General features: G+C 40.9%; 19 protein-coding genes. All 19 read left to right on the plus strand.

Going from position 1 to position 20,158, the window contains the following annotated elements; all coding sequences use genetic code 11:
• Positions 1–108 precede the first annotated feature (108 nt).
• The 19 genes from ACFQ19_RS09620 (at position 109) to ACFQ19_RS09710 (ending at position 20,147) form a co-directional block, all read left to right on the plus strand.
• On the plus strand, positions 109–849 hold the full coding sequence (locus tag ACFQ19_RS09620) for a ClpP family protease (protein ID WP_379591865.1): 741 nt from the start codon (positions 109–111) through the stop codon (positions 847–849).
• On the plus strand, positions 846–1,052 hold the full coding sequence (locus ACFQ19_RS09625) for a YlzJ-like family protein (protein WP_379591866.1): 207 nt from the start codon (positions 846–848) through the stop codon (positions 1,050–1,052). Before ACFQ19_RS09620 ends, ACFQ19_RS09625 begins: the two co-directional genes overlap by 4 nt.
• A gap of 234 nt (positions 1,053–1,286) precedes the next feature.
• A complete protein-coding gene (locus tag ACFQ19_RS09630) occupies positions 1,287–3,650 on the plus strand; it encodes an FtsK/SpoIIIE family DNA translocase (protein ID WP_379591867.1) in 2,364 nt (787 codons plus the stop codon).
• A gap of 142 nt (positions 3,651–3,792) precedes the next feature.
• Positions 3,793–4,518, plus strand: a complete 726-nt coding sequence (locus ACFQ19_RS09635) for a GntR family transcriptional regulator (RefSeq protein WP_379591868.1) — start codon at positions 3,793–3,795, stop codon at positions 4,516–4,518.
• 90 nt (positions 4,519–4,608) lie between these two features.
• Positions 4,609–5,898 (plus strand): EF-P 5-aminopentanol modification-associated protein YfmF, encoded by a 1,290-nt coding sequence (gene yfmF, locus ACFQ19_RS09640; protein WP_379591869.1) that lies wholly within the window; start codon positions 4,609–4,611, stop codon positions 5,896–5,898.
• Positions 5,891–7,186, plus strand: a complete 1,296-nt coding sequence (gene yfmH / locus ACFQ19_RS09645) for an EF-P 5-aminopentanol modification-associated protein YfmH (RefSeq protein WP_379591870.1) — start codon at positions 5,891–5,893, stop codon at positions 7,184–7,186. Before yfmF ends, yfmH begins: the two co-directional genes overlap by 8 nt.
• Positions 7,183–7,899, plus strand: a complete 717-nt coding sequence (gene ymfI, locus ACFQ19_RS09650) for an elongation factor P 5-aminopentanone reductase (RefSeq protein WP_379591871.1) — start codon at positions 7,183–7,185, stop codon at positions 7,897–7,899. Before yfmH ends, ymfI begins: the two co-directional genes overlap by 4 nt.
• 211 nt (positions 7,900–8,110) lie before the next feature.
• Positions 8,111–8,362: a DUF3243 domain-containing protein gene (locus tag ACFQ19_RS09655; protein WP_379591872.1), complete on the plus strand. Its 252-nt coding sequence runs from the start codon at positions 8,111–8,113 to the stop codon at positions 8,360–8,362.
• Between the two features lie 281 nt (positions 8,363–8,643).
• Entirely contained in the window at positions 8,644–9,429 is a 786-nt protein-coding gene (locus ACFQ19_RS09660) for a DUF3388 domain-containing protein (protein ID WP_379591873.1), read from the plus strand.
• Between the two features lie 395 nt (positions 9,430–9,824).
• Positions 9,825–10,730 carry a helix-turn-helix domain-containing protein gene (locus tag ACFQ19_RS09665; RefSeq protein WP_379591874.1) on the plus strand — a complete coding sequence of 302 codons (906 nt, stop codon included), beginning with the start codon at positions 9,825–9,827 and terminating at the stop codon, positions 10,728–10,730.
• A 129-nt stretch (positions 10,731–10,859) separates the two neighbouring features.
• Positions 10,860–11,438 (plus strand): CDP-diacylglycerol--glycerol-3-phosphate 3-phosphatidyltransferase, encoded by a 579-nt coding sequence (gene pgsA, locus ACFQ19_RS09670; protein ID WP_379591875.1) that lies wholly within the window; start codon positions 10,860–10,862, stop codon positions 11,436–11,438.
• Entirely contained in the window at positions 11,435–12,685 is a 1,251-nt protein-coding gene (locus tag ACFQ19_RS09675; protein ID WP_379591876.1) for a competence/damage-inducible protein A, read from the plus strand. Before pgsA ends, ACFQ19_RS09675 begins: the two co-directional genes overlap by 4 nt.
• Positions 12,686–12,882: 197 nt before the next feature.
• On the plus strand, positions 12,883–13,929 hold the full coding sequence (gene recA, locus ACFQ19_RS09680) for a recombinase RecA (RefSeq protein ID WP_379591877.1): 1,047 nt from the start codon (positions 12,883–12,885) through the stop codon (positions 13,927–13,929).
• A 136-nt stretch (positions 13,930–14,065) separates the two neighbouring features.
• Positions 14,066–14,782 carry a dihydropteridine reductase gene (locus ACFQ19_RS09685; protein ID WP_379591878.1) on the plus strand — a complete coding sequence of 239 codons (717 nt, stop codon included), beginning with the start codon at positions 14,066–14,068 and terminating at the stop codon, positions 14,780–14,782.
• Between the two features lie 269 nt (positions 14,783–15,051).
• On the plus strand, positions 15,052–16,614 hold the full coding sequence (gene rny, locus ACFQ19_RS09690; protein ID WP_379591879.1) for a ribonuclease Y: 1,563 nt from the start codon (positions 15,052–15,054) through the stop codon (positions 16,612–16,614).
• 182 nt (positions 16,615–16,796) lie between these two features.
• Entirely contained in the window at positions 16,797–17,594 is a 798-nt protein-coding gene (locus ACFQ19_RS09695; RefSeq protein WP_379591880.1) for a TIGR00282 family metallophosphoesterase, read from the plus strand.
• Positions 17,595–17,684: 90 nt separating this feature from the next.
• Positions 17,685–17,945, plus strand: a complete 261-nt coding sequence (locus ACFQ19_RS09700; protein WP_040980240.1) for a stage V sporulation protein S — start codon at positions 17,685–17,687, stop codon at positions 17,943–17,945.
• Positions 17,946–18,158: 213 nt separating this feature from the next.
• A complete protein-coding gene (gene miaB, locus ACFQ19_RS09705) occupies positions 18,159–19,718 on the plus strand; it encodes a tRNA (N6-isopentenyl adenosine(37)-C2)-methylthiotransferase MiaB (protein ID WP_379591881.1) in 1,560 nt (519 codons plus the stop codon).
• On the plus strand, positions 19,719–20,147 hold the full coding sequence (locus ACFQ19_RS09710; protein ID WP_379591882.1) for a RicAFT regulatory complex protein RicA family protein: 429 nt from the start codon (positions 19,719–19,721) through the stop codon (positions 20,145–20,147).
• The last annotated feature ends 11 nt before the right edge of the window (positions 20,148–20,158 follow it).

The following is a 20,158-nucleotide window of genomic DNA, read 5'->3' on the forward strand; positions in this document are numbered from 1 at the left end:
TACATGGCAATAAAAGCAAAAGAGAGCATTTTTCTGCCTTCCTTCTTCTGTATGATTTTTCAAGGATTGTTTATACTAATTCGTAACATAGCTGGAAGGAGTTTTAATATGCGTATGGATACGGATGATAACAATGAAAATCAAGAAGAAGAGGAAAATCAGCAGAATGCATCTTCTCTTGTAGAAAAAATACAGCAGCTTGGGCAGGCAAATGTTCCACAGGCGCCTGATTCAAATATCCATGTTTTATCGATTATCGGACAGGTGGAAGGACATCTGCAGCTGCCGCCGCAAAATAAAACAACCAAATACGAGCACCTGCTGCCGCAATTGATTGCCGTAGAACAAAATCCTAAAATTGAAGGGTTAATTATTTTGCTCAATACCGTCGGCGGGGATGTAGAGGCAGGGCTTGCTCTGGCAGAAATGATTGCATCGATGTCGAAGCCGACTACTTCTATTGTATTAGGAGGAGGCCATTCCATCGGGGCACCGATTGCCGTGGCTACAGATTATTCTTTTATCGTTCCGACAGCTACGATGACCATTCATCCAGTCCGGCTGACGGGAATGGTTATCGGCGTGCCGCAAACTTTTGAATATCTGGACAAGATGCAGGAACGGGTCATCCAGTTTATTGTGGACCATTCTAATATCGATTCCGAAAAGCTGAAAGAATTGATGTTTGCAAAAGGCAATCTGACACGTGACATCGGCACAAATGTGGTTGGTAAGGAAGCTGTGGACTTTGGAATTATTGATGAAGTTGGCGGCGTTAAAGAAGCAATCCAGAATTTGAACCAGATGATACAACGTACGCACGTTGAACAAGAGGGGGATGTTTCATGATACTTTATACTCCTTTGTCCTATCAGGAAATTTTCCCGGAAGCACAAGGAGCTGGCAACGAGATACAAGCGGTGGAATGGCAGGGCAGAACGGTTTTTGTATCGAAAAATGAGGAGGGCAACTATCAAATAAACCAGTTGATTTCGAGTAATCCGAATGATTATCTGAATCCGGATTTTTTACCAGGAAGAATTATCAGCTGATGGAAATCTGTGCTATAATAAAGAAATGGTAAAGAGATAAGTGCAAGAGACAATATGGGATGATATGATAACTGGAACAGTGGCCTCTTTATGGAGAAGACACCTGATAAAGTCTCTCTGGCAGGATAAAGAGAACTGATTCCAGTTTCCTTGTTACGCTGGGAAGTTAGATGTTATGGTTTTAAATCTAGCATTCTGGCAATCTTTATTTGTTATACATATGGGGGTGAGAAAATGGCTGCCAAAAAGCGAAAGAAAAGAAAAAAACGGACAACGAAGCAGACAAAAGGGCTGCAAATGGAACTGACAGGACTATTATTAATATTTATTGCTATATTTGGAAGCGGGGCAGCTATATTAAGCGGAGGTGCTATACCCGACTGGCTGGGAAACATATTCCAGTTTTTCATGGGGATATGGCATTTTATCCTGCCCGTAGCTTTATTTATAGTTGGATTATACTTGATCTTTAAAAGAAAAGCTCCTGATTTTTTAACGAGAAGATTAATAGGTTTTTATATTTTTCTGGCCGGCGTGTTATTACTGACCCATGTACAAGTCATGGAAAGCTTGCTGAGAAATGCAGAAGATGTTTCCATCTTGCGGTTGACCTGGCAGCTATACTTCCAATATTTAGATGGTACGGGGACATTGGTACAGACGGGCGGCGGAATGATTGGTGCATTGTTATTTACGGTCTCCTTTTTCTTATTTTCAATCGCCGGTTCCCGGATAGTTGTGTTTTTCTGCTTACTCATTGGAATTATTTTTATGACAAACCTGTCTATTGGTGATTTCATGAAAAAAGTGGCAGCAGGGTGTCAAACAGCATTTGCTTATCTCAGAGAACGTATCGAAAGGTCGAAGGATAAACGGGCTGAGCGCAAAGAAGAAACGAAGAATCAGAAAGATACTGCTGACCCGATTATGAACAGTCAGGAAAAAACAGAGAATGCTGTACCGGAAGAACATGAATACAATGCGGAAGAGCTTCTCATCAATAATTTTACCGATGTTGCCAATCAGGAACAGAAACAGGAAAAGGAACAGCCTGCAGCAGCGGAACCAAATAAAGGTAAGGCAGAAAATACGAAAGAAACAGCTGCAAATACAAATAATGAAGAAGAGCTTCATGAAGGAATGCCGATGACAGCCACGGAAAATCATGATTATCAGCTGCCATCAATGGATTTATTAGCTAATCCGGCCCATCATTCGCAGCAGCAGGAGAAATCACATATCCAGGCAACAGTACGCAAACTGGACCGAACGTTCCAAAGTTTCGGTGTGAAAGCGAAAATAGCTAAAGTGCATGTCGGTCCGGCTGTGACAAAATATGAAGTCTATCCAGAATCCGGTGTGAAGGTGAGTAAAATTGTCGGTCTGCATGATGATATTGCGTTGGCGCTTGCTGCTAAGGATATTCGTATCGAAGCGCCTATACCGGGTAAATCAGCAGTCGGCATTGAAGTTCCTAACAAAGAAATAGCGATGGTATCGCTTCGGGAAGTGCTGGATAATCAAGCTTCTAAAACAAATAAATTGATGTTTGCTTTAGGCCGAGATATTTCCGGAGAAGCCATAGCAGGTGAACTAAATAAAATGCCGCACTTACTGATTGCAGGTGCGACAGGAAGCGGGAAAAGTGTCTGTGTCAACGGCATTATTACCAGTATTTTAATGCGTGCTAAACCGCATGAAGTGAAGATGATGATGATTGACCCGAAAAAAGTAGAGCTGAATGTATACAACGGAATCCCGCATTTATTAACACCTGTGGTCACCGATCCGAAAAAAGCGTCCAGAGCTTTAAAAAAGATTGTAGATGAGATGGAACGGAGATATGATCTGTTTTCAGACAGTGGCACGCGAAATATGGAGGCGTATAACGCTTATATCCGAAAATATAATGAAACAGCAGATGAAGAGGATCAGCAGCCTTATCTGCCTTATATTGTGGTGCTGGTGGATGAGCTGGCGGATTTAATGATGGTTGCTTCCAATGATGTAGAAGACGCAATCACCCGCCTTGCACAAATGGCAAGAGCAGCAGGCATCCATTTGATTATCGCGACACAGCGTCCGTCGGTAGACGTTATTACCGGCGTGATTAAAGCAAACATTCCATCCAGAATCGCGTTCAGTGTTTCTTCAACAACCGATTCTCGTACCATTCTGGATTCAGGCGGAGCGGAGAAATTACTGGGACGCGGCGATATGCTGTATGTTCCGGCCGGCAGTTCTAAGACCACCCGTGTCCAAGGTGCATTTTTAACGGATGAAGAAGTAGAACGCATTGTTGACCATTGTGTTGAACAGCAGCAGGCAAGTTATCAGGAAGAAATGATACCGGAAGAGACGAATGAAGTCGTGGAAGAAGTAGATGACGAACTTTATGATGATGCTGTGCAGTTAATTATTGAAATGCAAAGTGCCAGTGTTTCCAAGCTGCAGCGTCGTTTCCGGATTGGTTACACCAGAGCTGCCCGGTTAATTGATGCCATGGAAGAGCGTGGTATTGTCGGACCATACGAAGGAAGCAAGCCCCGTTCTGTACTGGTATCTGACCAGACAGAGGAGCACTCTGGCACCTCTTAAAAAACGCGGTTTATCTCCCCAGAGATAAACCGCGTTTTCCATGCAGCATTTCAAAAGTTCAAAATTTAGAAAAGAAATGATACGATAAGAAGCAGAGAAAAAAAGGTTATCATCAAGTAAGCGACAGGAAAGAGGTGGAAAAATGACTTTACGTGACGATGAGAGACATTTATATTTACAGGTAATGGATAGAATAAAAGCAGGTATTGAAGACGGGACGTATACCGAGGAAGAAAAATTACCGTCGGAATACTCGCTCTCTAAACAATTAGGCGTTTCTAGGGCTACGTTAAGAGAAGCATTAAGAATGCTGGAAGAAGATCAAATTGTCACTCGCAGACACGGCGTCGGCACATTTGTAAATGCGCAGCCGTTATTTCAAGCAGGTATTGAAGAGCTCAGCAGTGTGACGCATATGATTAAGCAATCTGGAAAAAAGCCCGGGACACAATATATCAGCACCGAGGTAGTAGATGCCACCGTACAGGAACAGCATGATTTCGGCAAACATGACCTGGAATCTGTTACAACAATTGAAAGAATACGGACAGCTGATGACATTCCGGTTGTTTTTTGTATTGATAAAGCGCCGGCACCTTATTTGTCTTTAGCAAAATTACGGGAAAAGGCATCCATTTTCAGTACGATTGAAGCAGCTTCGGATAAACAAATTGCTTATGCTATAACAGATATAGAGCCATTTACATATCATGAACGCATCTATAATATTTTACAATGCACACCTGAGGATCCGTTGCTTTTGTTAAAACAGATGCATTATACAAGCGAGGACGAGGCGGTTTTATATTCCATGAATTATTTCCGGGCAGATATGTTCCGTTTTCAGGTTGTCCGCAGAAGAATATGAATTATTTCTGGTTTTCTTTCAAGCAGGATGGATGATAAAGGAGAGAAAGGCGTAAAATAAATAGTAAACCGTTTAGAATGGAGGATGAATATGAGCGTTAAAGAAATCAGGCAGAAAGAAAATAATATCCAATTTCACATGCTGCCGAATAAAAAACATAAAACCATCACCTTTGCAGTAAAATTCCGCGCACCGTTAGAAAGGGAGACGATTACAAAACGGGCTTTGCTTCCTTATGTTTTAAAGCAAGGAACAGCTTCTTTTCCAACACGTAAGGAACTGCAGGAAGAATTAGCGGAACTGTATGGTTCGGTATTATCTATCGGCGGATCCAAAAAAGGGGAAAGTCATATCATCACGTTTTATTTAGAAGTGCCGAATGAAAAATTTCTTCCCGAAAGTGATTCCTTGATGGAACGGGCTGCAGCATTGCTGCATGAAATTGTTTACAAGCCGAATCAGGAAGGGGACGGTTTCTCCAACCAGGTGTTTAATCGAGAAAAAGAGACGCTGCGCCAAAATATTCATGCTATGAAGGATAATAAAGCCAGCTATGCCAATGTGCGATTGATTGATGAAATGTGTGCCGAAGAAGCGTACAGCATTCATGCACAAGGCTATGAAGAAGATTTGTCCGCGCTTTCGAACGAAGCGTTGTTTATGTATTTTGAAAAAGTTCGTACAGAAGATGCAATGGATGTTTATGTGAGCGGTGATTTTGAAGCGGAACAAATGATGCATCTATTAACAGAACAGTTTCAACGTTCTTCCGCTCCGGAGGCCAGCACCCTGTTTGATGCAGACGAATCGAAACAGGCAGAAGACAGCAAAGAGGTTGTAGAGAAAGACCAGGTTCAACAGGCAAAATTAAATATCGGTTATCGGACCAATATTCTGTACCGGGATGAAAAGTACCCGGCATTGCAGGTTTTTAATGCGCTCTTTGGCGGTTTTCCAAGTTCCAAATTATTTATCAATGTGAGAGAGAAAAACAGTCTTGCCTATACCGTTGGTTCTCGTATAGAAAGTCATAAAGGTTTGTTGTTTGTAATGAGTGGTATTGCGCCGGAGGACTATGAGAAAGCACTGTCGATTATCCGTGAACAGATGGAAGCTATGAAACAAGGTGATTTTACGGAAGAAGAACTGGAGGAAACCAAGCAGCTTATCATTAACCAGTTAAAAGAGACGCTTGATCATGCGCAGGGAATGATTGAATTGATGTATCAGCAAGTGGTCGGCCAGAAAGAGATGACTATGGATGAGCTGTTTGCAGCTATCCGGGAAGTAACAAAACAACAGGTTGTTGAGGTAGCGGAACAGGTACAGGAAGACATGGTTTTCCTATTAACAAGTGAAGGAGGAGCGGCTAATGAATAAGCAGTATTTTGAAACAGTAGATGAAACATTATATGAAAAAAAGCTGGATAATGGATTACAGGTTTGCTTGTTGCCAAAATCAGAGCTGACCAAGACATATGGTGTTTTTATGACCAATTATGGATCGGTTGATCGCAGTTTTGTTCCTATTGGTCAAACAGAGCCGATTACTGTGCCGGATGGAATTGCGCATTTTCTGGAGCATAAATTATTTGAGAAAGAAGATCGCGATGTTTTCGCAGACTTTACCAAACAGGCAGCTTCTCCGAATGCCTTTACCTCTTTTACAGAAACAGCTTATTTATTTTCAGCAACGAGTAATATTGAAAAAAATGTGTTAACATTGATTGATTTTGTGCAAGATCCGTACTTTTCCGAACAATCGGTAGAAAAAGAAAAAGGGATTATCGCCCAGGAAATTAATATGTATGATGATCAGCCTGATTGGCGTCTGTTTATGGGAACAAATAAAGCATTGTTCCATAATCATCCTGTCAATATTGATATTGCCGGAACAGTGGATTCCATTTATACAATTACAAAAGATGATCTGTATACCTGTTACCATACTTTTTATCATCCGGAAAATATGATTTTATTTGTAACCGGGAATTTTGATCCGGAGCAGATGATGGACATCATTATCCAGAATCAGGAGAAAAAATCCTTTGACCAATTGGACCGTATTCAACGTGAATTTCCGGAAGAACCGAACCGTGTAAAAGAAAAGGAATTAAAAATAAATATGCCGGTATCCATTCCAAAATGTTCGGTTGGAATTAAAGAGCCGGATTTACAGCTTCAAGGAGAGGCTTATCTAAAACGTGATTTATTAACAGACATCGTGCTTGATTATTTCTTTTCCACCGGCGGCGAGTTTTATCAGGAATTGTATGATGCCGATTTGATTGATAACAGTTTCTTCTTTGAAAGTAATCTGCAGACGTCCTTTGGATATGTTGCGATTGGTTCCAATACCAATCAGCCTGAATTATTTGCTTCCCGCGTAAAGGAAATGCTGCTGTCAACAAGGGACATGGAAATTAGTGAAGCGGCTTTTGAACGGATGAAAAAGAAAAAAATGGGGCAGATGCTTCGTGCCATGAACTCGTTAGAATTCACTGCCAACCAATTTGCTACATTAGCTTTTAAACAGGTGAACTTACTTGATGTTGTGCCATTTATTCAAAAATTGACGGTTCAGGACGTGAATGCATTTTTAAGTACATGGATTGAAGAAGATCGCCTGGGTGCCTGCATGATTCAAAGCGAAACGGTGGAAGAATGAAAAAAACCATCCTTTTGATGGGGGCCAGCGGAGATATCGGCTCAGCCGTTGCCAAAAAACTATTGCGCGACGGTTACCAGCTTATCCTGCATTATCATTCTAACCAGGAACCGATTGAAACGTTAATGCAATCCGATAACGACCACGCAATTTTAGCTGCTTACCAGGCAGATTTAGCAAATGAAGCAGAAGTGAATGCTTTTATCCAGGCTGTCTCTATGTCTGTAGATGGCATTGTCTTCGCAGGAGGGCAAGCCTATTATGGATTGTTTCAAGCTATGAATCCTGGAGAAATGGACGCTTTATTACAAGTGCATGTGAAGGCCCCTTGGCTGATTACCCATCATTTTTTGCCAGGTATGATTCGCAGGCAGCAGGGAAACATTTTATTTGTTACTAGCATGTGGGGAGAATACGGGGCAAGTAATGAAGTAGCTTATTCCAGCGTAAAAGGTGCCCAAAACACATTTGTGAAAGCTTTGGCAAAAGAAGTAGCTTTATCGAATATCCGGGTAAATGCGGTGAGTGCCGGTTTTATTGATACAAAAATGAATGCTCATTTCTCTCCTGAAGAAACCGGGGCTTTTATTGAAGAAATTCCTGCAAACCGTGCCGGACGCCCGGAAGAAGTTGCTAATGCTATCAGCTATTTACTTAGTGATGAATCCAGTTATATCCAAGGTGAAATCATTCATATCCACGGCGGATTGTGATGCATCAGAACCATGTATAAAAACGGACATTCCTCAAATACTATAGGTGCTTCAGGAAAGTTACAGAACATCAAGTTTGTATAACAGCTTTTTATTTATACAGGCAAGACGTTCTGCATGAAACAACTGTAGTCCGGATTCCCGGGGCGAAAGCAGGCAGATGATGACGATGTTTCATTTGCCGAGAATACGTTTGAGGAGGCATGTCCTAATGTCCGTATTAGATAACTTTGATTCATGGAAAGATTTTTTAAAGGGACGTTTGCAGCAAGCTGAAGAAAGTGGTATTAATCATGAAACGCTGACAGATTTAGCGGCTGAAGTCGGTGATTATCTGGCGGAGAGTGTGGATGCGAAAACACCGGAAGAAGAAGTACTGAAAGCGTTGTGGAGTACAGCTTCAGAGGAAGAGCAGCAAGCGCTTGCCAGCACCATGATAAAACTTGTGCAAAAGCATGATTAAATAAGGCATACAAACAAAAGAAGCTGTGTAGTATATTCTATACAGCTTCTTTTGTTCTTTTGAAAAACTTCAAAAAATGAATGGTGAAAAAGGGATTAGTAGTTTAGGAAATATAAAAAAAATGGTATATTATAATAGAAGGTTCATCTTTTTTTCGATATGATGGTACATAGTACGACATGATAAGTTGCCTGATTTGAATAATTATTTCTAAAAATAGGTGTTCAAAAAGAAGCCAGCGTGCCGGCGGATGTTTGAATATCCTCTAAAAGGAGCTTACAATGGACAGAACAGAATGGTACTTAGAATATGAAAATTTAAAAAACCGTCCGGGCCTATTAGGTGAAATCTCTTCTTTGCTCGGCATGCTGACGATTAATATTATTATGATTAACGGTGTCGAAAATTCACGCAGGGCAATGCTGATTCTTTCGAAGCATGATGAAAATATTGTAAGACTGAAATATATTTTAGAAACGATGGATGCCATTAAAGTACACAAGCTTCGGAAGCCTAAACTGCGTGATAAAATTACTGTGCGGCACGGAAAATTTATCCATCATGATAATGAGGATCGGAAAACAATTCGTTTTGTACGAGAGGAGCTTGGTCTATTAGTTGATTTTATGTCTGAATTATTTAAAGTGGAAGGACATAAACTGATTGGGATACGGGGAATGCCCAGAGTAGGAAAAACGGAGTCTGTTGTTGCAGCAAGTGTCAGTGCCAATAAGCGATGGCTGTTTGTGTCCAGCACGATGATTAAACAAACCGTCCGTAAAAGCTTAATAGAAGGAGAATATGATTCGGATAATATTTATATTATCGATGGGATTGTCTCTAAAAGAAAAGTGGATGAAGCAGAGCACTGGCGGCTGATCAGAGAAATTATGCAGCTTCCGGCTGTTAAAGTGATCGAACATCCGGATATTTTTGTTCAAGCTACCGGGTACAGCATGCAAGATTTTGATTACATTATTGAACTTAGAACACATGAAGGACAGGAAATCACTTACGAAACAGTGGAAAATGAGGGCTTGCCTCAAGACGGATTCTCAATGTTTTAAAAAAGAAATGCGGAGAGCGCCCGTTTAAAAACGTAGAGACCCTCGGCGGCACAACTGAGATAAAGGAATCACGGTGAGGTAACGAACCGATGATGACTTTCACCCGCAGGGCACGACGGACACGATGTCCTAGTATCGACGTTGTTCACAGGACGTGACCATTCTTAGTCGATGAAAGTGCGGCGATTTTGATGGGACGAATAAGCGCAGTCCCGACTTTACTTCTGTCTACGCCTGTCGGCTTGCCAGTCAGTAAGTCTTCTTTATCATAGGGTGTGATGCGAAATCTCTAAAGTTTGGCGCTCGGAGCTAGACAACTATAACTTTAGCCTAAAAATAAATTTATGAAAAAGTTATACTTTCTTATTTAATTAAAATAGTGGAAGGTGTTTTAAATGGATGTCGGTGAAAAACTAAAAGAGGCACGGCTGGAGAAGGATATTTCTTTGGACAGCCTGCAGGAGAAAACAAAAATTCAAAAAAGATATCTGGTTGCAATTGAAGAAGGTAATTTTGATATTCTTCCAGGAAAGTTCTACACACGTGCATTTATCAAAGAATATGCGTCTGCTGTAGGTGTGGATCCGGATGATATTATGACGGATCATAAAGAAGAACTCCCTGAAACAGAAGAAGAGAATGTGCAATACAGCAGGATTCAGCGGACAAGAAAAGAGAGCCGGTCAGATAAAGAATCACGTTCATCATCTCTTATCCCGACGGTGACTGTGGTATTATTAATTATCGCTATCATTGCAGTAGCTGTATTTTTCCTGAGCCAAAGTTCATCGCCAAGTGAGGGAGAACCGGCGGAAGATACCAGTAATAATGACGGCGGTATGATTATTGATGATCCCGAAGAAGAAGGCGGCAACGGTGATGCTGATGAAGCGACGGATGACGCTGAAGAAGGAACAGAAGATGGCACAGAGGAAGATGACGGAGAGACAGAAGAAAATGGAGAAGCTTCCATTGAGGTTGTGGAAGAAGGAACAGGTAATTCTCCAACGTCTGTACTTGAAGTAACCAATGTCAGTGACGGCACTACATTGACTTTGGAATCTGCAGATGATGAACAGAACAGCTGGCTGGAAGTAACCGGTTCAGGTGATGAATCTTTATTCAGCGGCAATTTTGATGCAGATTCAGAACCGGTAGAGATTGATTTAGCGGAAGAAGATACCGTTTCTTTAAATATAGGTAATTCATCCGCAGTAACCGTTTCTATTGATGGAACAGAGATAGAATATCCTACTTCTGCGATTCATCAGCGCATCGATTTAGAGATGGAAAGCGAATGAACGAACGTAAGAAATAAACCCTCCTTTTATAGGGAGGGTTTCCTTCTTGCGTATTAGAAAAAATTGAACGTGTTTACGTATTGGAAAAGCTGCGCATGCGGGTTTTCCTTGAATATTGGAGGGTGTAAAATGAATTTACCGAATAAGTTAACTTTTGCCCGTGTCTTAATGATACCTGTTTTTATTATACTGATGAGCATATCATTTCCATGGGGAAGCTGGGATATTGGGGATACCATATTGCCTGTTTCTCACTTTGTTGCAGCGCTTCTATTTATTATTGCAGCAGGCACAGATTGGATAGATGGATACTATGCAAGAAAATATAATCTGGTCACCAATTTAGGGAAGTTTATGGATCCTTTAGCAGATAAATTGCTTGTGTCAGCAGCCTTGATTTTATTAGTAGAAATTGAACTTGCCCCGGCATGGGTTGTCATTATAATTATCAGCAGGGAGCTGGCAGTTACGGGATTAAGACTGGTTGCCGCCGGAGAAGGAACCGTGATGGCCGCCGGAAGTATGGGGAAATTGAAAACAGTAACACAGATGGTTGCCATCGCTTCTTTATTGCTTCATAATTTTCCATTTTCTTATATAGGCTTTCCATTTGGCACGATTATGTTATATATTTCATTAGTATTCACTATTATTTCCGGAGTGGATTACTTTGTTAAAAACTGGCATATAATGAGGGATTCAAAATGACAAAAAGTTATCAGTCAGAAATTATAGCAGTAGGTACCGAGTTATTATTAGGACAGATAGCAAATACCAATGCAGAGTGGATGTCGGAACAACTAGCCGCTTACGGCATTAATGTGTACAACCATACGGTAGTTGGAGATAATCTGGATCGGGTGGAGCAGGCTTTTCGACTTGCACAGTCTCGTTCGGATATTGTGATTGTTACCGGCGGATTAGGACCGACAGAAGATGATATGACACGAGAAGGATTTGAACAATTAACAGGTCTGGAAATGGTAGAAGATAAAGTAACCATGGATAAAATAGAAAGCTATTATCAAGCGCGCAATCGTACCATGACACCGAATAATCGCAAGCAGGCCCGTGTCTTTGAAGGCGCTCGTGTGTTAAAAAATAATGCCGGTATGGCGCCGGGAATGTATGTCGACTTTCAGGGAACACATTGGTTCTTTTTGCCGGGTGTTCCCCGGGAAATGAAGCAGATTTCTGTAGAGGAGCTGTTTCCGTTTTTAGAAAGTTTAACCGGGAAGCAGCAGGTCATTCAATCGACCGTATTGAAATTTATCGGAATCGGTGAATCGAATTTAGAACATGAATTAACCGATATGATTCATGAACAAACAAATCCGACGATTGCACCGCTTGCGCAAGATCAGGGGGTTGTGATCCGGGTTACAGCCAGTGCTTCCTCAAAAGAAGAAGCGCAAAAATTGGTCGCAGATAAAAAACAGGAAATTTTAGCGCGTGTCGGCGACTATTGTTTTGGGGAAGATGAACAGACTATTGAAAATAAAGTTATTGAACTGTTAATAGAGAAGAACAAAACAATTGGTGTGGCAGAAAGCTTAACGGGAGGCCTTTTTTCCAGTAATCTCGTGTCCGCCGCAGGAGCATCGAATGTGTTTGCCGGCAGCCTGGTTACATACCAGACTGCTGCGAAAACATCTTTATTGGATTTATCAGCGGAATGGATTTCGACTTATGGTGTTGTGAGTCAGGAATGTGCAGAGGTGATGGCGAAACAAACGGCTTTGAAACTAAATACGCCGATGGCTATTTCTTTCACAGGTGTCGCCGGTCCGGATGAACAGGAAGGCAAACCGGTCGGGCAAGTCTATATTGCTATTTGGGATGAGGATAAAGTAGTAGAATCCAGCTCTATTCTGTTATCAGGAAACCGCAATAATATCCGTGAAAGAGCTGCTTTAAAAGGATTCGAATTATTATATCAATATTTAAATAAATAATTCAGTATTGCTTTTTAATGATTCCATGTCTTTTTCGTACGGAAAAATTACTTTTTCTGTACGAATAAAACCTGGTATTTTTAATTTTGAGGTGAAAATCTTCCCGAAAATACAAGAACATTTATTCGTCTTTTCACTTGTTAAATCTAAAAAATCATTGTATGATAGATACAGATAGATAAAGGAGGTAATTTTCGGTGAGTGATAAACAACAAGCTTTAGATACGGCTTTAAGACAAATAGAGAAGCAATTCGGTAAAGGTTCCATTATGAAAATGGGAGAGAATGAAACGCCTAAGATTGCTACCATTCCAAGCGGTTCACTGGCTTTGGATGTTTCGCTCGGAATTGGCGGGTATCCAAGAGGAAGAGTAGTAGAGATATATGGTCCGGAATCATCCGGTAAAACCACCGTTGCACTTCATGCAATTGCAGAAGCGCAGAAGCAGGGCGGCCAGGCCGCTTTTATTGACGCAGAGCATGCTCTTGACCCTGTGTATGCACGGGCGCTCGGTGTAGATATTGATGAACTTTTATTATCACAGCCGGATACAGGGGAACAAGCCTTGGAAATTGCTGAAGCACTTGTACGAAGCGGGGCAGTAGATATTATTGTGGTCGATTCTGTAGCAGCACTTGTGCCAAAAGCAGAGATTGAAGGAGAAATGGGAGATTCCCATGTCGGCTTGCAGGCCAGATTAATGTCACAGGCACTCCGTAAACTGTCAGGAGCCATCAATAAATCAAATACAACAGCTGTTTTCATTAATCAGATTCGTGAAAAAGTTGGTGTGATGTTCGGAAATCCGGAAACAACTCCCGGCGGCCGGGCGTTAAAGTTCTATTCTTCTGTGAGACTGGAAGTACGCCGTGCGGAAACGCTAAAAGTCGGCAATGATATGGTCGGAAACAAGGCCCGTATTAAGGTTGTGAAAAATAAAGTAGCACCTCCGTTCAAACAGGCAGAAGTAGATATTATGTACGGGCAGGGTATTTCCAAAGAAGGAGAAGTCCTTGATGTCGGAACCAATCTGGAAATTGTTCAGAAAAGCGGAGCCTGGTACTCTTATAATGGAGATCGTTTAGGCCAGGGCAGAGAGAATGCAAAACAATTCCTGAAAGAAAATCGGGAGATATTTGATGAAATCAATACAGCTATCCGTGACTATTATGAACTGGACAAAGAACCGGAACAAAGTGAAGAAAAATCCGAAGAAGAAGAACAGGGAAGCATGGATATCTAGTCTTTTAAAACCATAGTCATCATACTATGGTTTTTTTACATATTTTTATGTATTGTTTATCTATTTAATTGAGAATTGTTATCATTTGTGGTATGCTACGTAATAATAGCATCATTAATGGCGAGGAGAATATACTATGAAAATATACTGGACTAAAATAAATAAGATTATTGATGAAACCTCCGAGGTTAAAACGTATCTGCTCGATCGTCCGGAAGGATTCACATGGGACGAAGGCGCTCATACCCATTTTGCGCTGGAAGGGTTTAATGCAGGGGAAAAACCTAATCGCAGTCTGATTCGGCATATGTCTATTTCCACTTTACCGAGTGAGGATTCTATCGGTATTACAACACGAATCAGAGAGCAGTGTTCGGAGTTTAAGTCAATTTTAAGAAATATGGAAGTCGGCCATGAAGTGGCTATATTTAAAACCCACTCAAATGTGCCTCTAAAAAGAGAAGACAGAAATGTTTATCTGTTGTCGTCCGGTGTCGGTCTGGCAACGTTTAGGCCACTTGTGCTTGATTATTTGGAGCACGCGGATAACGTCAATCAAATCCACTCTCTGAATATCGATTCATCCAGAGATTTCTTATTTACGCCGATTTTTGAATCTGCTCCAGATAAGAAGTTTACCTCCCGTTTTGTTGATAATCGGGAAGACTATTATGAAGAAGTGAAACAACTTGCGGCAGACAAAGAGGGATTCTTCTACATTGTAGGCAGCGATGAATTTCTCACACAGAACATTGACGTATTACGTGAGCAGGGCATCAAGCCGGAACAGATTATGCTCGACAAGCATGAACAGCAATTGCCTGCATTTTTATCATTCAACTTGTCAAGTTAAGCGAAACGAAAACCATAGTCTTAGTACTATGGTTTTTTAAATGCGTTTAAGCCGGTTTGTGCTTTTTCGATTTTACTAACAAATATAATTTCCAATATATTATAATTTATATCGGGAGTTTCTTGACATTCCGGCTGGTGAGAATTAATATTAATAGTGTATAATTTTATAATTTACTTTATGAAATTACCTTTATTTGATGCATTTGAAAATGTGATATGCCGACAAATACGCAATTTACAATTTTATAGGCAATAGGAGGTGAAGTTATGAATACTGTGGTTATTATCATCTCCATTTTGCTTGCTTTAGTCGTCGTATTTGTTGTTGGTTATCTGGTACGTAAATCTATTGCAGAAGCTAAAATTTCTAGTGCGGAAACGTTAGCAAAACAAATTGTAGACGAAGCACATAGAAATGCAGATACTGCTAAGAAAGAGGCGCTTCTGGAAGCAAAAGATGAGAATCATAAGCTTCGGACCCAAGCCGAAGAAGAGATTCGCGAGCGTCGTGCGGAAGCTCAAAAACAAGAAAATCGTCTGATGCAAAAAGAAGAAAATCTGGACAGAAAAGGTGAAACATTAGACAAACGTGAAGTTCTGCTCGAACAAAAGGAACAAGCAACAGTGGAACAACAACAACAAATTGAAGAAATGAAAAGCAAAGTGGAAGCTATGAAAGACGAGCAGCAAGCTGAGCTTGAGCGCATTTCAGGATATACAACCGAACAGGCGAGACAAGTTATTTTAGAGCGCATTGAAAAAGAAGTTCAGCATGAGTCAGCGGTTATGATTAAAGAAGCTGAAAACCGTGCGAACGAAGAAGCGGATAAGAAAGCTAAAGATATCTTATCGCTCGCACTACAAAGATGCGCAGCTGACCACGTTGCTGAAACAACGGTCTCTGTTGTGAATTTGCCAAATGATGAGATGAAAGGCCGTATTATTGGCAGAGAAGGACGGAATATCCGCACATTAGAAACGTTAACGGGAATTGATTTAATTATTGATGATACACCGGAAGCGGTTATACTGTCCGGTTTTGATCCAATACGGCGTGAAATCGCACGAATGGCATTAGAAAAACTTGTACAGGATGGCAGAATTCACCCTGCACGTATTGAAGAGATGGTTGAAAAATCCAGACGTGATGTTGACGAGTATATACGTGAAGTGGGTGAGGAAACAACATTTGAAGTTGGAGTCCACGGGTTACATCCGGATCTAGTGAAGATTCTGGGTCGTTTGAAATATCGTACAAGCTACGGTCAAAATGTCTTGAAGCACTCAACCGAAGTTGCTTACTTGTCAGGACTGCTGGCAGCAGAATTAGGCGAAGATATTCACTTGGCCAGAAGAGCCGGCCTCCTTCATGATATCGGAAAAGCGATTGACCATGAAGTAGAAGGCAGTCACGTTGAAATTGGAAAAGAATTAGCAATGAAATACAAAGAACATGAAGTTGTTATTAATGCGATTGCTTCCCACCATGGAGATGAAGAGGCAACCTCTGTCATATCTGTGTTAGTTGCAGCTGCAGATGCACTTTCTGCCGCCAGACCAGGAGCTCGCAGTGAAACCCTTGAAAATTACATCAAGCGTTTAGAAAAGCTGGAAGAGATATCTGAGTCATTTGAAGGCGTAGAGAAGTCATTTGCTATCCAAGCCGGTCGTGAAATCCGTATCATGGTTCGTCCTGATGATATTGATGACATGGAATCGTCAAGAATTGCACGTAATATCAGAAAACGTATTGAAGGGGAACTCGATTACCCTGGGCATATTAAAATTACGGTTATTCGGGAAACAAGAGCAGTTGAATACGCGAAATAAAGCAAGGGCGGCATATGTCGCCTTTGCTTTTTAAATTGGAAATAAAGTTGAACGAACTGGGCCGCTGCTGGCTTCCCTATCTCCCGCTTCGAAATAACTGATTTCTTGAAGCGGGAGTCTTATGGTCAGTTACAAAATAATAAATACAGGCTTTTGGATGTTAAACGGAAAGGTTGGAAGAAATGAAAATTTTATTTATTGGTGATGTTGTAGGTTCTCCGGGAAGAGATATGATTTCGGATTACCTGCCGAAATTAAAAGAAAAATATAAGCCGAATCTAACAATTATAAACGGAGAAAATGCTGCTTCGGGAAAAGGAATCACAGAAAAGATTTATAAGCAGTTTTTACAAGCGGGGGCACAGGTTATTACGATGGGGAATCATACCTGGGACAAGAAAGAAATATTTGAATTCATTGACCAGGCTCCGGCAATGATTCGTCCGGCAAATTTCCCGGAGAATAATCCCGGCCAGGGGATGACGTATACCAATATTAACGGAAAAGAAGCAGCCGTCATTAATTTACAAGGAAGAACGTTCCTTCCGCCGATTGATGATCCGTTTGAGAAAGCAGATCAATTAATTGAAGAAGCGAAGAAAAGAACCAATACGATTTTTGTGGATTTTCATGGCGAGGCGACAAGTGAGAAACAAGCTCTCGGCTGGTATTTAGATGGAAGGGTAACAGCAGTTGTCGGCACACATACACACACCCAAACGGCAGATGAAAGAATATTGCCCGAAGGCACTGCATATATATCAGATGTGGGGATGACAGGACCGTATGATGCAATATTAGGTGTGGAGAAGGAGTCCGTTATTAAAAGATTCCAAACTGCTCTTCCAGTACGTTTTGAAATTGAAAAAAAGGGAAGAACACAATTAAATGGAGTATTCATTAGTACGGACGATTCGACTGGAAAAGCAGTTGTCATTGAAAGGATTCTTATTAATGATGACCACCCCTTCTTTGTGTAATATCTGCTATTATACAGTCGGACACGGTATACATCTCCAGGTGAAGTAGTAGCAATAAAAGTATAAATAGCACATGAGGAGGTACTAGTGATGGAAGTTTTAAAAGTTTCAGCAAAATCTAATCCAAACTCAGTGGCAGGAGCTTTGGCAAATGTACTTAGGGAGCGGGGTACGGCTGAAATTCAGGCAATCGGTGCAGGAGCACTGAATCAATCCGTCAAAGCAGTTGCTATCGCTCGCGGTTTTGTAGCACCAAGCGGGGTCGACTTAATCTGTATACCGGCATTTACAGATATTTTAATTGATGATGAGGAACGTACAGCAATTAAGTTAATTATTGAGCCCAGATAAGGGCATGTTAAATGCGTTTTGTTCAGAAGAAAGAAAAGAACATGAACGACCAAAACATGGATGATGAAATGGAAAAATCTCTTTTTTCAATATTGAAAAAAGAGATTTTTTAATGTTTCAAGCTTTGGATATTGTACAATTGATATATAAGCTTTATACTATAGGATAGTGCATAAATACATATGAATCGATGAAAGAAAGGGGACCAACCTGATGAATGAAGAACAGCGAAAACAACAGGCCCAGATTCGTAACGAAGAAGAAAATATAGAACGCATTAAAAATACATCCAGTGATGACTTTATCGCTAAATATTTTCAAATGGAGTATGAACCGCAATCTCCTGATATAAAGCAAGCGAGAAAACGCCGGAAGGAAGATATTCAGTTTCATTATGACTTCTCTATTCCAGAAGATATGCAACGGATCGGAGAAGGCAAAAAATATTTAATTCGTACATACGGCTGTCAAATGAACGAGCATGATACGGAAGTGATGGCCGGTATTTTAACAGAAATGGGTTATGAATCCACGAATGTAACAGAAGAAGCCGATATCATTCTGTTAAATACATGTGCCATACGTGAAAATGCGGAGAATAAAGTATTTGGTGAAATCGGCCATTTAAAACCGTTAAAATTAGAAAATCCGGATCTTATTATTGGTGTATGCGGTTGTATGTCCCAGGAAGAATCCGTTGTTAACCGCATTTTGGAAAAGCATCAGCATATTGACCTGATTTTTGGAACGCATAATATCCATCGTCTTCCACATCTTGTCAAAGAAGCAGTATTTGGCAAAGAAATGGTTATGGAAGTATGGTCCAAAGAAGGCGACATTATTGAGAATCTGCCTAAAGCACGTAAAGGCAAGACAAAAGCATGGGTAAACATTATGTACGGCTGTGATAAATTCTGTACATATTGTATTGTACCGATGACGCGCGGTAAGGAACGCAGTCGCCATCCGCGGGATATTATCCAGGAAGTGCGTCATCTTGTCGCACAAGGGTATAAAGAAGTCACATTCCTTGGTCAAAATGTAAATGCCTACGGAAAAGACTTTGAGGATATCGAATATGGATTAGGAGATTTAATGGATGATGTTCATAAAATTGATATTCCGCGTGTCCGTTTTACAACATCTCATCCGCGTGACTTCGACGATCGTCTGATCGAAGTACTGGCACAGGGCGGAAATCTTCTTGACCATATTCATCTGCCGGTACAGTCCGGAAGCAGTGAAATATTGAAGAAAATGAACCGTAAATATACCCGGGAAGAATATCTGGAATTAGTTAGAAAAATTCGTCAGGCTATGCCAAACGCAACATTGACAACAGATATTATTGTCGGTTTCCCGAACGAAACAGAAGAGCAATTTGAAGAAACAATGACATTGGTTGAAGAAGTCGGTTTTGAAGCCGCTTATACCTTTATTTATTCGCCGCGGGAAGGGACTCCGGCTGCAAGAAAGCAGGATGACGTTCCTGAAGAAGTGAAAAAACAACGCTTATATCGTTTAAATGAGCTTGTTAATAAGCAATCAGCAGCATCGATGCAAACGTATCAAGGTGAAGTTGTAGAAGTTCTGGTAGAAGGGGAAAGCAAGAAAGACCCGGATGTCCTTGCCGGCTATACAGAAAGAAATAAATTGGTAAACTTTAAAGGACCTAAATCCGCAGTTGGCCACATTGTGAAAGTAGAAATTACAGAAACAAAAACATGGTCACTGAACGGGGTCATGGTTGAGAATAAAGTTGAGGTGAAATAGATGGCGATGTATGAGCGAAAAGAAGTACTTGATGAAGCCAGGAAGTTAGCGGCAATGCTTGGAAGTACGGAAGAAATCGAACGTTTTAAAGAAGTAGAGGCCAAATTAAACGCCAATCAAAAGGTGCAAAGTCTGATTCAAAAAATAAAAACCTTGCAAAAACAGGCAGTTAACTTTCAAGCCTATGATAAGAAAGAAGCTTTGCAGCGTATTGAACAGGAAATTGACAGACTGCAAGGTGAAATCGATGAAATTCCAGTTGTACAGGAATTTAAAGAATCGCAAATTGTTGTGAATGATGTACTGCAGCTGGTTTCCAAAACCATATCCCGTACGGTTACCAATGATATTATTGAATCTACAGGCGGCGATGTGCTGAAAGGGGAAACTGGTTCGCAGTCACAAAACAGTTCCAGCTGTGCGAACTAAACCTGTATTTG

The sequence above is a fragment of the Oceanobacillus locisalsi genome, assembly GCF_042675985.1.
GTDB lineage: Bacteria > Bacillota > Bacilli > Bacillales > Amphibacillaceae > Oceanobacillus > Oceanobacillus locisalsi.